The organism is Alteribacter aurantiacus DSM 18675, from assembly GCF_000429705.1.
Taxonomy (GTDB): domain Bacteria; phylum Bacillota; class Bacilli; order Bacillales; family Salisediminibacteriaceae; genus Alteribacter; species Alteribacter aurantiacus.
Map to the genome: position 1 here is coordinate 418,399 of NZ_KE386942.1, position 14,298 is coordinate 432,696.

Genomic DNA, 14,298 nt, shown 5'->3' on the forward strand with positions numbered 1-14,298 from the left:
AACGTACAAGCAACAAACGGAAGAGATAAGAGGGCCTTGGCAGTTTTTTCATTGGGTGATTGGAGTGGTGAAGGATCTTTCGGGTTCCGGAAGAGCCACTTATTTTACATTTAGCGGTGTTAATTGTGGGATTGGCGTACTTATTTTTCGTTTGACGGCGTTAATTGTGGGATTGGCGTACTTATTCAAAATTTAGCGGAGTTAGCACCACCCAACCAAAAAATAACCTCCCACCACACCTCCTCCCACCAAAAAAACACCCTCCCCGCAACATGCGGGGAAGGTGCCATCATACCTTTACAGGCTCTCATGATACTTATCAAATTCTTCTTGAATTTCTTTACTTGGTCCAGGTCCAATCTTACTGAAGACCACTACTGCAACCCAAGCAAGGATAAATCCTGGGATGATTTCATAAAGGTCACTTGGTACGAACAGATCCCAAAGGATGACTGTTGCACCACCGACAATCATACCAGCAAGGGCACCGTTTTTTGTCATACCCTTCCAGAACAAGGAGAGAATGACTACGGGACCGAATGCGGCACCAAACCCTGCCCATGCATATCCAACAAGTTCAAGTACAGTAGCTTCAGGGTTGTAAGCAAGGAAGATGGCGAACAACGCGATAAGAAGAACACCGAAACGTCCAACCCATACAAGCTCTTGTTGAGAAGCATTCTTACGGAAAAGATTTTTATAAAAGTCTTCTGTTAAGGCACTTGAAGATACTAGTAGCTGAGAGTCAATCGTACTCATGATGGCCGCAAGGATTGCTGCTAATAAGAAGCCTGCTACCCAAGGGTTGAAGAGTACTTGAGTAAATTCAATAAAGACAGTCTCAGAGTTGGCAAGTGGTGCATCTGCGAAGTATGCAATACCAACAAAACCAGTGAAAATCGCACCGAATAGAGCGAACACCATCCAAGTCATACCTACAAGACGAGCTTTTGGAATCTCATCTTTAGACTTTACAGCCATAAAACGAGCGACGATATGAGGTTGTCCAAAATAACCAAGACCCCATGCTAAGAGCGAGACGATCCCAACAAGACCAATTCCAGAGAACACGTCAAGGCGTTCAGGATCAATGGCTCCAACTTGGTTGACCGTTTCACTCCAACCACCCATTTGGCTGATTGCAACGATCGGTACAATGATCAATGCCAAGAACATAAGAATACCTTGAGCAAAGTCAGTCCAACTTACCGCCAAGAAACCTCCCAAGAATGTATAGGAAATAATGACGATCGCACCAATCCATAGTGCTTGTGTATAAGAAAATCCAAATGATGATTCAAATAATAATGCTCCACCTACAAGACCAGAAGAGGTGTAGAATGCAAAGAATACTAAGATAACAATTGCTGATACAATACGAAGGACTTTACTGTCGTCCTTAAATCTGTTTTCAAAGAAATCAGGAAGTGTAATGGAATCTCCCGCAATTTCCGTATACATACGAAGACGAGCGGCTACGAACTGCCAGTTCAAGTAAGCACCGATTGCAAGGCCGACACCGATCCAAATCTCAGTCATACCTGCAACATACATTGCACCAGGTAAACCGAGTAAGAGCCAACTACTCATATCTGATGCACCAGCACTTAAAGCGGCTACGCTTCCGCCTAGACGACGTCCTCCTAGTACATAATCTGATAAATTGCTTGTCATTTTGTATGCTACAAGTCCGATACCTAGCATACCGACTAAGTAAATAATAAACGTAATTAAAGTAGACGTATCCATGAATTATCTTCTCCTTTCAGTGAAAAATGTAATGATTGATAAAATAACGAGAATTGGCATTGGTACGAATAACCAGAACCAGGTTGCTGCTGTTAGTGCGTAATCTTCCACAATGTCCCCTCCCCTTTTTGATGTGCAATTTTAAGTATTTGTTAGCATTTGCTATTTTGACTGACCTTACTCAAAATATACCTGTATTATTCGGCGAGAAGGCGTTATTCACCTTTATGCAACAATTTGGCATTTTGGCGTCCACCATCATATCCGAAATCCTAGGCACAAGCAGAACTATACCACAATATTTTATTCTGAACATTAAAAATATTATTTTATAGACGTTTAATTGTATTTTTATTCATTAAAACCTCGAATTTAAGCGCTTACATAATTATATAGACATATATATTCATTAAAAAAAATTAAAATTAATTTCATTCTTTCACATATTCGACACATTCTTGGGAAAGGAGCCACTATACTTTAGGTATTCAGGTGCAAAGTCGAGACAAAAGACCTACAGAAATTAGGGTCTTTTTGATATTTCCTATTGTTATCCGACAAGACCGGACATGTTGACATAAAACCCTTGCATCACATTAGATGAATTTAAATCGAGCTATGTTAAATTGCCTTGAAAATAAAAAACCTGCCTAAACACGCTCAAGCGTGCAAGGCAGGTTTTTCATTAATATACATGAACAAACGGGTCATCTTGTCCACCATGTTTTACAACAAGGGCTTCTGCACCGTTTACCGATTCCAAGTTAACGGTAATTGGTGCATCAAATGTAAAATGAGCATCCAGTCTTCCGCTAATGTATTGCGTAAGGGCAATAATTTCCCCTTTACCGTGGGACTGGAGGTTTACATCAATTTTCAGTTCGGCAATATTGCCACTTTTGTATCTTGCTTTACCAATGACACCAATCGATCTTCCGAAAAAGTCGTCAATATCTTGCTTAAAGTGATTGAACGCTTCGGCGTGATCTCGGTTATTCTCTGTCGCACGGTTGGAAGGGAAAAAGAAATGTTCTTCATTAATCGCTTCCCACCTGCCTATATCGCTACCGCTTGTTTCAGCTATGGCGAAGAAAGAGCCAGGTACAATTGATTGTCGCTTTTCTTCACGATATAAAGCGACCGTGATCGGAATGTCTTCGAGATCTTCCCTCGTTCGGAAACGACGGACAATTTCCTCGGCAGCCTCTTTCCCGTACGCTTCTACTTCATCAGGATCAAGAGATACTTCATAACTTCTCCAATCCTCATCTCTAAAGGAATAGACGGAGCGAAGTCCAATGCCAATTACGATGCCTCCGAGTTTTACACCATCTTCCCCATCTTCGTACATGTAATTGTGTTCCATGATGTGAGAAATATAGGCTGGGTTATTTCTCATTTCATCGACTCGTTCTTCGCCTTCGGTTTCCTGATCAATTGCAGGATTTAATCCACTCTCGTTGCTCTCACTGCTTCTGCTTAACCAACTATTTATTGTTCCTGTTTCAAGGATTTGACCTTCTTGAAAGTAATAATTGTCTTGACTGAAGCTAGCTGAGGCTATTTCCATTAATCCCACTTCGAACTGGTCCAAATCAACACGGTTGGCCATGGAGCCATTCACATCGCCTCTCCCGGGATTTCGTTGGTATTGACCATCTTTAAGTACATTTCGAAAAAAGTTTTCCGGCGTATGGATGGTTGGTGTGATTACGTATTCGATCTCTTCCTCTTCTTCTTCGTCAACGACAATCACTTCTTCTTCCGTACGCTCAAGAGCTGGCAGGCACCCTGTAAGTAATAAAAGTCCGGCCAGACCAACGATCCCCAATTGCTTTGTCATTCTCTTCACCCCTAACGCGAGATGACAGCTTCTCGATGCGAGTGGACATTATTTCGATAATTCCTCTAACATTCTCGCTTCATCCCATATTTCTATGTTTAGATCTTGTGCTTTTGTAAGCTTGGATCCTGCTTTTTCACCTGCAATAAGTAGGTCTGTTTTTTTACTCACACTACCGGTCACACTTCCTCCAAGTAGCTCAATTTGTTTTTTCGCATCATTACGTGTCATTTGCTCCAATGAACCTGTAAGGACGATCGTTTTACCTGCGAAGATGGAGTCAGACTCCTCAGCACTCACCGGTTTCGGTCCTTTATAACTCATATTAACACCTAAGCGAGCCAGTTCTTGTAACAATTCCGTTACTTCCGGCTTGTCAAAGTACGTGACGATCGCATCGGCCATTTTATCCCCAATTTCATTAATGGCGATGAGCTCTTCTTGCGTGGCTTGTTGCAGGTTCTCCATGGTTTCAAAATGCTGAGCCAGTGTTTTGGCCGCTTTCGCACCTACATGTCGGATGCCCAAACCGAACAACAATTTCTCCACGCTGTTTTCCTTCGTTACCTCAATGGCGTTGAGTAGATTCTCGACGGACTTCTCTCCCATCCGCTCAAGGTTTAACAGCTCTTCTTTCTTCAAGCGATACAAGTCTGCCACGTCTTGAATAAGGCCGTGGGAAAAAAGCTGAGCAATGACTCTCTCACCTAAACCATCAATGTTCATGGCGTTTCGTGACACAAAGTGAATCAACCCTTCCCGGATCTGTGCCGGACATTTCGGATTCATGCAACGTAGAGCTACTTCCCCTTCAATTCGTTCCAATTCACTTTCACATTCAGGACAGTGGGTAGGCATGGAGAAGTCTCGTTCGTCTCCCGTTCGTTGCTCCGTTAAAACATTCACGACTTCCGGGATAATGTCTCCTGCTTTTTTAATCGTCACTTTATCTCCGAGCTTAAGGTCTTTTTCACGAATCAAGTCCTCGTTATGAAGAGATGCTCGTTTTACCGTTGTCCCTGCTACAGCAACCGGTGAAAGAACAGCCGTTGGTGTGACCACACCTGTACGACCGACGTTTAATTCAATGTCTTCGAGGGTGGTTACCACTTCTTCAGCCGGGAATTTGTAGGCGATCGCCCAGCGTGGACTTTTCGCTGTAAACCCAAGTTCTTTTTGAGCGTTCAAGTCGTCCACTTTTATTACAATGCCGTCAATCTCATAAGGAAGGTCAGCTCTCTTATCAAGCCAGCTTTCACAGTACGTGATCACGTCTTCGATCGAGTCGCAGCGCTTGTGCTCACGATTCGTTTTAAAGCCGAGCTTATCCACATATTGTAGGGCTTCAAAATGAGAGTCAAGCTCTTTTCCTTTGAGCTGTCCAATAGAATAGACGAAAATATCGAGATTTCGTTTCGCTGCAATTTTAGGATCGAGTTGGCGAAGAGAGCCGGCAGCTGCGTTTCGAGGGTTGGCAAACAGCTGTTCTCCCTTTTTCTCCTTCGCTTCGTTCAAACGCTCAAAGGAACGCTTTGGCATAAAGGCTTCCCCACGCACTTCAATGTCCACTTCTTCTCCGAGTCGAAGGGGGATCGAAGGGATTGTCTTCAAGTTGCTCGTAATGTCTTCCCCGACCGAGCCATCTCCCCTTGTAGCTCCAAGGACGAAACGGCCCTTTTGGTATTTTAACGTAACAGCAAGGCCATCAATCTTAAGCTCACAGCTGTAACTTGGTGTTTTGCCCGTCCCTTGTTGCACTCGTCGATCAAAATCACGAAGATCGTCATCGTTAAACGCGTTTGAGAGACTGAGCATCGGGATGTCGTGTTGTACTTTCGTAAATCGATCCAGAATCTCTCCACCGACACGCTCACTTGGGGAATCGTCTCGCTTCAACTCTGGATACTGCCCTTCAAGGTCCATTAGCTCACGTAACAGTTGATCGTATTCGGCGTCGGTTACTTTCGGTGTATCGAGTACGTAATAATGATAGGCATACTCGTTTAGTGTATCGGTTAATTGGTTGATTTTTGTTTTTGCTTCATTACGGTCCATAAAGGTCCCACCTTACTGCTTTGTAATCGGTGCAAATTTGGCAAAAAGGCGCTTTACACCTACTTCAGGAAAAGCGATATCAAGCTCGACCTTATCGCCATCTCCTTTCATACTCACAACAGTGCCTGTACCCCACTTTTTGTGAGCAGCCTTGTCTCCCACTTGCCATGAGAAAGAATCTCCACCCGTCGTAGTTGTGGACGTGCGCATCTGGGTTCTTCCGGTTCTCCCTGCACCCATGGAAGCATTTGGTGCACGACCTGGTTGTCCGAATGAACGAGGTGCTTGAGCACCTGACGAGCGTGATGTTTTCATCCACGCCGGTTGTGCCTTCTCTTCTTTAATCGAATCGAGAAGATCTTCCGGAATTTCACTTAAAAAGCGGGACGCCGGGTTCATGTTCGTTCGGCCGTAAAGTGTACGCATTCGTGCACGAGAAAGGTAAAGCTCTTTTTCCGCTCGGGTAATCCCTACGTAGGCAAGACGACGCTCCTCTTCCATTTCTACCTCTTCCATCAACGATCGACTATGTGGGAATACTCCTTCTTCCATACCAATGAGGAACACCACAGGGAATTCAAGTCCTTTCGCTGAGTGAAGGGTCATAAGAATGATTTGTTCTTGGTTGTTTTCTTCTTCGTCATCGTCCACTTTATCAATATCCGCAATCAAAGCGAGATCGGTTAAGAAAGCTACAAGGGACTTGTCTTCGTTTGATTTTTCGAAGTCCTGTGTAACAGATAAAAACTCGTCGATGTTTTCAAGACGGCTCTCGGATTCGAGGCTCTTGTCGTTTTTCAACATGGCACGGTAACCGGTTTTCTCTAGAAGCTCTTCAACAAGCTCCGTTACGCTCAAGTAGTCTTGCATCTGTACCCAGTTTGTAAGCTGTCCAATAAACTCTCTTAAGGCATTCGCAGCACGAGCACTCAGGCCAATTTCATGGACATCTTGAAGAGCGCGGTAGATTGATACATCTTGCATGGCAGCGAATTGTTCAATTTTCACCAACGTGGACGCGCCAATTCCTCGCTTTGGAACATTGATAATTCGTCTTAAGCTAATGTCATCGTCAGGATTGGCCATCACGCGCAAGTAAGCAAGCACGTCTTTAATCTCTTTTCTGTCGTAGAACTTCGTGCCGCCGACGATCGTATAGTTGAGGTTGGATTTGACGAACATTTCCTCGATCACACGGGATTGGGCGTTCGTACGGTAAAGAACGGCAATGTCTGACTCGGTGTACTTACCAGAGTCGATCATCTCTTTTACTTTTCCTACGATATGCTGAGCCTCGTCGTGCTCGTTGTCTGCTTCGTAAAAAGCCAGCTTGTCTCCATCATCGTTTTCCGTCCATAGGTTCTTCGCTTTACGATTCGAATTGTTTTGAATCACATCATTTGCCGCTTTTAAAATGGTTTTCGTTGAGCGGTAATTTTGCTCGAGCATAATAACGGTCGCATTCGGATAATCCTTTTCAAATGAAAGGATGTTTTGAATGTCTGCCCCACGCCAACGATAAATGGACTGATCAGAATCCCCTACTACACAGATGTTTTTGTGGCGATCGGCAAGCATTTTTACAAGCATGTATTGAGCTCGGTTTGTATCTTGATACTCATCCACCATCACGTATTGAAACTTACGCTGGTAAAATTCAAGAACTTCAGGCACCTTTTTAAATAGCTCAATGGTCTGCATGATTAAATCATCAAAGTCCATAGCTGAGTTCTTCTTCAGCTCTTTTTGGTAGGCAACGTATAGTTTTTCTACCGTATTTTCATATGGACCGTTTGCTGTTTTTGCATATTCTTTTGGCGTTTTCAGTTCGTTTTTCGCTGAACTGATGGATCCCAGAATGCTTCTTGGCTCAAACTTCTTCGTATCAATATTCTGCTCTTTCATCAATCGTTTCATCACGGTAACTTGATCAGATCCGTCCAAAATCGTGAAGTTGCGGTTGATTCCGAGTCTGTCTACATCACGTCTAAGCATTCTTACACACATGGAGTGAAACGTTGAAATCCAAATGTCTTCAGCGCCAGGTCCTCCGATAATCTTCCCGATTCGCTCTTTCATCTCTCGAGAAGCTTTGTTCGTAAAGGTAATCGCCAAAACGGACCACGGGGCTACGCCTTTTTCTCCAAGAAGGTACGCGATGCGGTGTGTGAGTACTCGCGTCTTTCCACTTCCTGCACCGGCCATAATGAGTAGAGGTCCCACACCATGTTTTACTGCTTTTTGTTGCTCCGGGTTTAACCCTGAAAGCAAGTCGTTCGATACACGTTCCATCAATCATCACCATCCAAACGTATGTTCTTATATCTTTAGTTTATCCCAGTTCTAGTCGGTTGTACACTTACTTTTTGACCGCTTTAACGGTTTTCAACGCCGCTTTCAAATCGTCGTAAATGACGTTGCCTACAACGATTGTATCGGCGTGCTCCGCCATTTCAGCAGCTTGCTTTTCATTTGTGATGCCGCCACCGTAAAACAACTGCGTACGATCCAATACATTCTTAGCCGCTTTTACGATGTCAGCGTCGCCGTATGTTCCGCTGTATTCCAAGTAAAAGATCGGCATCCGAATCAAGTTCTCAGTCATACGAGCATAAGCAATCACGTCGTCTTCGTTCAACGCTGTTTTCGCTTCTGTGAGCCTCGCCACTTTTGCATCAGGATTTAACACACAGTATCCTTCTGACAACACTTCATCCCAATTCATCATCGGTCCGAGTTCTTTTATCGCACCGTGGTGGCGTCCGTTTATCCATTCTCCGTTTTGTGTATTCAACACAGACGGGATCAAGTAATAGTCAAATCCCGGTGTGACAGATTCCAAGTTAGACACTTCCAATGCACAAGCAACGGAGTATCTGCGAATTCTCATGAGTAAGTCAAGCGTGTTGTCTTCCGTAACGCCATCTGTTCCCCCAACGATTACTGCGTCAGTCCCTGATTCGCAAACGGCCTCTAAATCACTGTCGTTGATTTCTTTATTCGGGTCGAGCTTAAAGACGTGTTTCCAATCGCTGTATTCAAGCATGGTTTTATCCTCCAGCTTCTATTCCATATTGTCTGTGGGACACATACGAGCCCCATTGTCTCTTTAGAGTAAACAGTTCATCAGATAAGTATATCAAAAATAAAAGCGAGACTCATTAGGATTAGAGGTGGTTTTGAGGATTTTTTCGTGAGGGTGGTGGAGGCGGGGGCGCCGTGTCGGTTTATGTCAAATTCTCTTTAAACGGTGTGAAAGTCTTTATACGTGGACAAAAGTTCTTCATAAACTCGTGAAAGTTCTTCGTAAAGCCAGAGAAATTCTTCATAAACTCCCTAAACTTCATCATAAACTTCCCACGCTCCTCCCAACCAACTCACTTCTCCCCCACAAAAAAGCACCTTGCGCTTTTCCACAAGGTGCCACAATTTTATTTTGCTTCTTGTTCTTCTTTCACTCGCTCTAACGTCATGCGATAACCGTCGTTACCGTAGTTAATGCAACGCTTTACGCGGGAGATGGTTGCAGTGCTCGCTCCCGTATCTTTCTCAATCTTTTGATACGTGTCACCGTCCATGAGCATGCGTGCCACTTCCAGGCGTTGAGCCAAAGACTGAATTTCGTTCATCGTACAAAGGTCATCGAAAAACTGATAACATTCCTCTGAATCTTTGAGGCTTAGGATGGCATTGAAAAGTTGATCTAGTTCTTTTCCTCGTAATTTATTAATTTGCATGTGTGATTCATCCTTTCTTTGTAAGTGGCCTGCTACTGAATCCCTTCGATCGCCACGTGCGAAGAAAGGCCTCCGTTCTCTTTCGGAACAATGTTAATCCATGTTTGGCCAGGTAAAAAACCTGCAGGCTCGCCATTAATATATGGAAGAATAACGCCGTTTTCATTGCGCCATTCAAGCTCTTGTACTACACCTTCTTGAAAGAGGTATGCATTTCCTCCCTCGGTCACCTCAATTGCTCTTCTACCAACGTCATCAATAACGCGGTGAGATGCTTCAACAACAAAGACGTTTTCTGGAGCAACCGGTGTGCCGGTTGCTGCATCAATAGTAGGAACGCCGCCATTCGATCGGCGATACCCACCTAATTCGGCATCGTAGAGATATTGCACGTTGTTATTGGCGCTACCATATTTCACTTCAAAACTCTCAGCGGATTCACCTTCCCGTTTATGATCCAAACGGGGTAGCGTTGGTGGTGATAAATTCATATCGTGACCGATATGAGCGGCTGCCGCTTTCAAATCCTGAACGCTTGTGTACATATTGTGAGGGGCGCTTCGGTCTGAAGCACGGGTAAAGAATCGTCCATCGTACGCAAGACCGCTAATAAATTGAACATAATCAGATTCAGCTAATGCCAATCCGTCAGGACTTCCACCTGCAGATACGTAAATCCCATTGTACCCTTTATTTAAATGGACAAAGTAATCTCTCGCGCTTCGCACAGGTCCGATCCGCTCTGCCTCTTGACTATGATAGAAAGCGAGAAAGCGAGTGATCGTTGCCTCTGACAGCACCTCATACACCACATCGGCTTGGTCAAGGCCCGATTGTGGACGAGCTTGTGTGGAGTTCTCAATCATCACACCGAATGCCGTATGCCAAAGCTCCTCATATGTAGCCAGGCCGGTCAATGGTGCCGTATGAGCGGGAGCGACCTCTTCAGACTCTTCGTCCGGTTCGTTTAATTCCTTTGAATCTACTACTGTATCTTCTATTGCTGTATCGTTTGCTTCATCTAGTTCTGTGCCTGTTGCTTCATTTTTCGTGCAGGCTGCGGTTACTAAAAGACAAGCAATTACACCACATAATAGACCCTGCTTCTTTCTTGAAATCATGCTCTTTTTTGACCCCTTTATACTTTTATAGTTTAACGCATAATAGAAGGAAAGAGTACTTTTTTCTGTTTGACGTCATAAATCCCCTTCTGCGTTACCCTTACGTAAGGCAGGTGTGTCGCCGAGAAAAACAACAGCGAATACACCGGATCACTATAGCGGTACCCCTTTTGTTGTAGCACGTTCATGAAATGCTCTTCTTCTTTAGCTATATCAACGAGCTCTTTATCTGATAATGCGCCGTTGAGCGGTAGAGGAATCCTTCCTTTTACGCTGCCCCCTTCTTCTACTATCGCCATCCCCCCTCCTTGATTTTTCAATGCGTTAAAAGCATCAAGGAGTCCTTGTTTGCTTTTCCCAATTAAAATGATGTCACCGGTATTTGAATAGGAGCTGGCTAGCCCGTTTAGACGATTGGCGAATCCTTTGATAACGGTATTCACTCGCCACTCTCCGTGACGATCCACTAAAACAAAGAAGCATTCGTCCCTTTCTTCAGGAATCGTATGAAGGCTCATATCCAAGCTCGGGCGATACGGTTTCATGATAACGTCGTTCACCATTTCAAGACCAAGCGGCATTGAGAATTGAAGATCTTCCTCCGTCAAGTCCCAGTCAAGTTCAAAAGGCTTAAAGCCTAGCTGAGCCCAGTCAGGATCCGGGATGGTTGTTTGAGCCTCGTGGTCTCTTACAATCCATTTTCCTTTTCCCATCACAGACACGGGCAATGGGTTTTGCTCGGAGTCCAGCACATTCACGTTTGCCAGTCTGCCAGGGGCAATTATCCCAATGAGGTGATCCATTTTGTAGTGTCTTGCTACATTATACGTACACATGTTAACAGCATCAATAAATGGAATTTCTTTGTTAACTGCAATTTGAATGAGACGGTCCATGACCCCTTCTTGCATTACCTTAGGTGGCGATCCGTCAGTTGTCATCAAAATTTTGTCACAGCTACTCAAACCTTCTTCCCGTACAGTATCCAAAAGGTCAGGAAGGTCTGGCCGTATCGAAGAGTAACGTAAGGAACACGTGTAACCGAGGTTCAATCGCCGTATCAGCTCTTCTCCAGTCATAGCTTCGTGATCGCAATCCACCCCGGCTAATGCCATTTGTGTCAACGTTTTTTCTCCGGCACCCGGGAGGTGACCTTCAATGGGCATGTTTTTTGCTTTCGTTTCTTGCATCCATTGAAGCATCGCGTCATCACCATTCAAGACAGATGGCCAGTCTGTGAGCTCTCCCCCTTGAACAACATATGGATGATGAAGCCAATCCATTACATTTGCGTACGAAAAAAAGCGGTCGTGGTCCTTTAAGGCTGTTTGAGGATCAAATCGTGCCCACCATAGCATAAGAACAGGTGTCTTTTGCAGCTCTTCAAGTAATGTAAACGCTTTCTTTTTTGTGAAATGTAAAAATAACTTCATGTTGTCGTTGATCAGTGTCGTCGTTCCTCTCTCCGATGCATACCGAGCAAGGCTGAGGGGATGATATAACTGAAATGGGTGAGCATGGTGTTCGATATACCCTGGTACTACTGGCGCTCCGCCTACATCCGTCACTTCCACACCCTGTAGTTGAGCTGGCATTTCTTTACCAACGTACACGATGCGATCGTGGTGTATCCAGATGTGACCTTTTTGCCACTTCTTTGTGACGCTGTTTAACCATGTTGCATTTTGGATGAGCTTGGTTGGAGGAAGGTTTCCTTTAACGACTTCCATCTGCTCTCGTATTTCTTTTTTTGACCATTGGATTGGTTGCATGATAATCACCTGAACGTTTATGTTTTGTTGTTCTTTACTTTTTTAAGGGCTTTCATAACTCACTTTGTGAAAAAAGCCTTTACTTTTGTTCATCGTAACACTTTTATCCGTTTAAATCACCAAAGAAGTTAAAATTATCGGAAAATAACATGAGGAGGGTATAAACATGAGACCGAATATCGGGATTGTAAATGCGTTGATTAGAATTACACTTGGGTTCACGTTGTTAGCTTGGGCTACATCAAAAATGGGGAGACGGTGCCACAAAGGGAGTCCCCTTTTCGTTGCGTTGATCGGATCCATGAAAGTCGCAGAGGGAATTACACGATTTTGTCCGGTGATGTACGCGGTAGAACAGCAGCAAGATAAGATGCCGGCTGATGATTTTGATTTGGGACCAATGAACCCATCGTAAATTCAACAGGCTCATGAAACGTGTGAGACCCTAACAAATCTGCAGGGTCTCGGGTGTTTCACCATTCGAGCAAAAAAAACAATAAGGATGCCCTACACTTCGGGCATCCTCACTCTATTTAACATCGAAGGCATTGAAAAAGTTAAAGATCGAACTTTTTCAGCGCCTTCTGAAAGGAGCCATTCCATGCTTTGGGAATATGCAACCGATACTGTGTTTTTATTTTTACTTGTCCTCGGAAGCCTTGTTACTGTTTTTTACCTTCTGATGAAGCGGAAGGAGACGAGGCCGAAATAGCTCGGCTTCCAATATCACTTCGATAAAACAACCCGTCTGTTTGTGCGTCCTGAAGAACGGTGTACACGCTTTTTTGCGCTTGTTCCAATGAACGATCCATTCCCGTTACAATCCCCACTCGTCCACCGTTCGTCATCCACTCTCCGTCCAACTCTCGTGTTCCTGCGTGGAAAAAGGGACCGGACTGTTGCTTGAACACACTCGAATCGATCGGTACACGAGTGTCATACGAACCTGGGTAACCGTCGGAGGCAAGAACGACGCCAATGACCGTTTCTTCACACCACTCCACGTCGATTTCCTCATGTTTTAACACACTAAAAATCACTTCGTCAAGGGGCGTAATTAGCCTCGGTAACACCACTTGTGCTTCTGGGTCACCAAATCTAGCGTTAAACTCAATCACCTTTGGGCCATCAGATGTCATCATGAGCCCGGCATATAAAATCCCGGTAAAGGAACAATTCTCTTGCTTCAAGGCTCGCGCCATTTTTCTTACAATCGTTTGCTCCGCTTGCTTGATCGCTTCCTTGCTGATGTGAGGTACAGGAGAGTAAGCGCCCATGCCACCTGTATTGGGACCCCGGTCACCGTCAAACGCCCGTTTATGATCTTGAGCGACGACCATGGGAACGACCGTTTCTCCGTTCATAAAGGCCATTAATGAACACTCTTCTCCTTCGAGGAACTCTTCAATAACGACTCGAGCGCCTGCCTCACCGAACTGCTTCTCATCAAGAATTTGTTCAAGTGCCGTGACTGCTTCTTCTTCGCTCATGGCCACAACGACGCCTTTTCCCGCAGCTAGTCCATCAGCTTTAACCACAATCGGAGCTCCTTGTTCTTTTACATATTCAATGGCTGGTGTAAGGGAATCAAACACGCGATAAGCGCCTGTTGGAATCTCATACTTTTCCATGAGGTCTTTGGCAAATTCCTTACTTCCTTCAATTTGAGCCGCCTGTTTTGATGGACCAAACACACGAATGCCTTCTTCTTTTAACTCGTCCGCAAGTCCTGCCACAAGAGGGGCTTCCGGTCCAATCACGACGAGATCGATGAGCTCATCTTTAACCAAATGGACGATTGCTTCGTGCTCTGTTTCCTCAATTGGCACACACCTTGCAACAGAACGAATCCCGTCACTTCCTGGCGCACAAATGACTTCCTTCACGTTCGGACTTTTGGCGAAAGACCAGCAAAGGGCGTGTTCGCGCCCGCCTTTTCCGATTACAAGAACTTTCATGAATGGTTCCTCCCTTTAATGGAAGGCATTGAAAAAGTTAAAGATCAAACTTTTTCAGTGCCT

The 14,298-nt window shown here is 44.6% G+C and carries 10 protein-coding genes; 1 reads left to right on the forward strand and 9 read right to left on the reverse strand.

Annotation, left to right across the window (positions count from 1 at the left end; translation table 11 throughout):
• Window positions 1-297: 297 nt before the first annotated feature.
• From putP to G476_RS0117480, 8 genes are all read right to left on the reverse strand, one after another.
• Window positions 298-1,749: a sodium/proline symporter PutP gene (putP, locus tag G476_RS0117445; protein ID WP_026691224.1), complete on the reverse strand. Its 1,452-nt coding sequence runs from the start codon at window positions 1,747-1,749 to the stop codon at window positions 298-300.
• A 685-nt stretch (window positions 1,750-2,434) separates the two neighbouring features.
• Window positions 2,435-3,592 carry a CamS family sex pheromone protein gene (locus G476_RS0117450; protein WP_026691225.1) on the reverse strand — a complete coding sequence of 386 codons (1,158 nt, stop codon included), beginning with the start codon at window positions 3,590-3,592 and terminating at the stop codon, window positions 2,435-2,437.
• Window positions 3,593-3,640: 48 nt separating this feature from the next.
• Complete coding sequence (gene ligA / locus G476_RS0117455) at window positions 3,641-5,647, reverse strand: NAD-dependent DNA ligase LigA (protein ID WP_026691226.1); 2,007 nt, start codon at window positions 5,645-5,647, stop codon at window positions 3,641-3,643.
• Between the two features lie 12 nt (window positions 5,648-5,659).
• On the reverse strand, window positions 5,660-7,939 hold the full coding sequence (gene pcrA / locus G476_RS0117460) for a DNA helicase PcrA (RefSeq protein WP_026691227.1): 2,280 nt from the start codon (window positions 7,937-7,939) through the stop codon (window positions 5,660-5,662).
• A gap of 67 nt (window positions 7,940-8,006) precedes the next feature.
• Window positions 8,007-8,693, reverse strand: a complete 687-nt coding sequence (gene pcrB, locus G476_RS0117465) for a heptaprenylglyceryl phosphate synthase (protein WP_026691228.1) — start codon at window positions 8,691-8,693, stop codon at window positions 8,007-8,009.
• A 385-nt stretch (window positions 8,694-9,078) separates the two neighbouring features.
• Window positions 9,079-9,384, reverse strand: a complete 306-nt coding sequence (locus G476_RS0117470; RefSeq protein WP_026691229.1) for a YerC/YecD family TrpR-related protein — start codon at window positions 9,382-9,384, stop codon at window positions 9,079-9,081.
• A 32-nt stretch (window positions 9,385-9,416) separates the two neighbouring features.
• Complete coding sequence (locus tag G476_RS0117475) at window positions 9,417-10,505, reverse strand: DUF3048 domain-containing protein (RefSeq protein ID WP_051314905.1); 1,089 nt, start codon at window positions 10,503-10,505, stop codon at window positions 9,417-9,419.
• A 32-nt stretch (window positions 10,506-10,537) separates the two neighbouring features.
• A complete protein-coding gene (locus tag G476_RS0117480) occupies window positions 10,538-12,277 on the reverse strand; it encodes an adenine deaminase C-terminal domain-containing protein (protein WP_035187258.1) in 1,740 nt (579 codons plus the stop codon).
• Between the two features lie 166 nt (window positions 12,278-12,443).
• Between G476_RS0117480 and G476_RS0117485 the strand changes: the two genes are divergently transcribed.
• Complete coding sequence (locus G476_RS0117485) at window positions 12,444-12,692, forward strand: YgaP family membrane protein (protein WP_026691232.1); 249 nt, start codon at window positions 12,444-12,446, stop codon at window positions 12,690-12,692.
• A gap of 247 nt (window positions 12,693-12,939) precedes the next feature.
• On the opposite strand, the gene purD is transcribed toward G476_RS0117485, so the two are convergent.
• Window positions 12,940-14,235 carry a phosphoribosylamine--glycine ligase gene (gene purD / locus G476_RS0117490; RefSeq protein WP_026691233.1) on the reverse strand — a complete coding sequence of 432 codons (1,296 nt, stop codon included), beginning with the start codon at window positions 14,233-14,235 and terminating at the stop codon, window positions 12,940-12,942.
• Window positions 14,236-14,298: the final 63 nt, after the last annotated feature.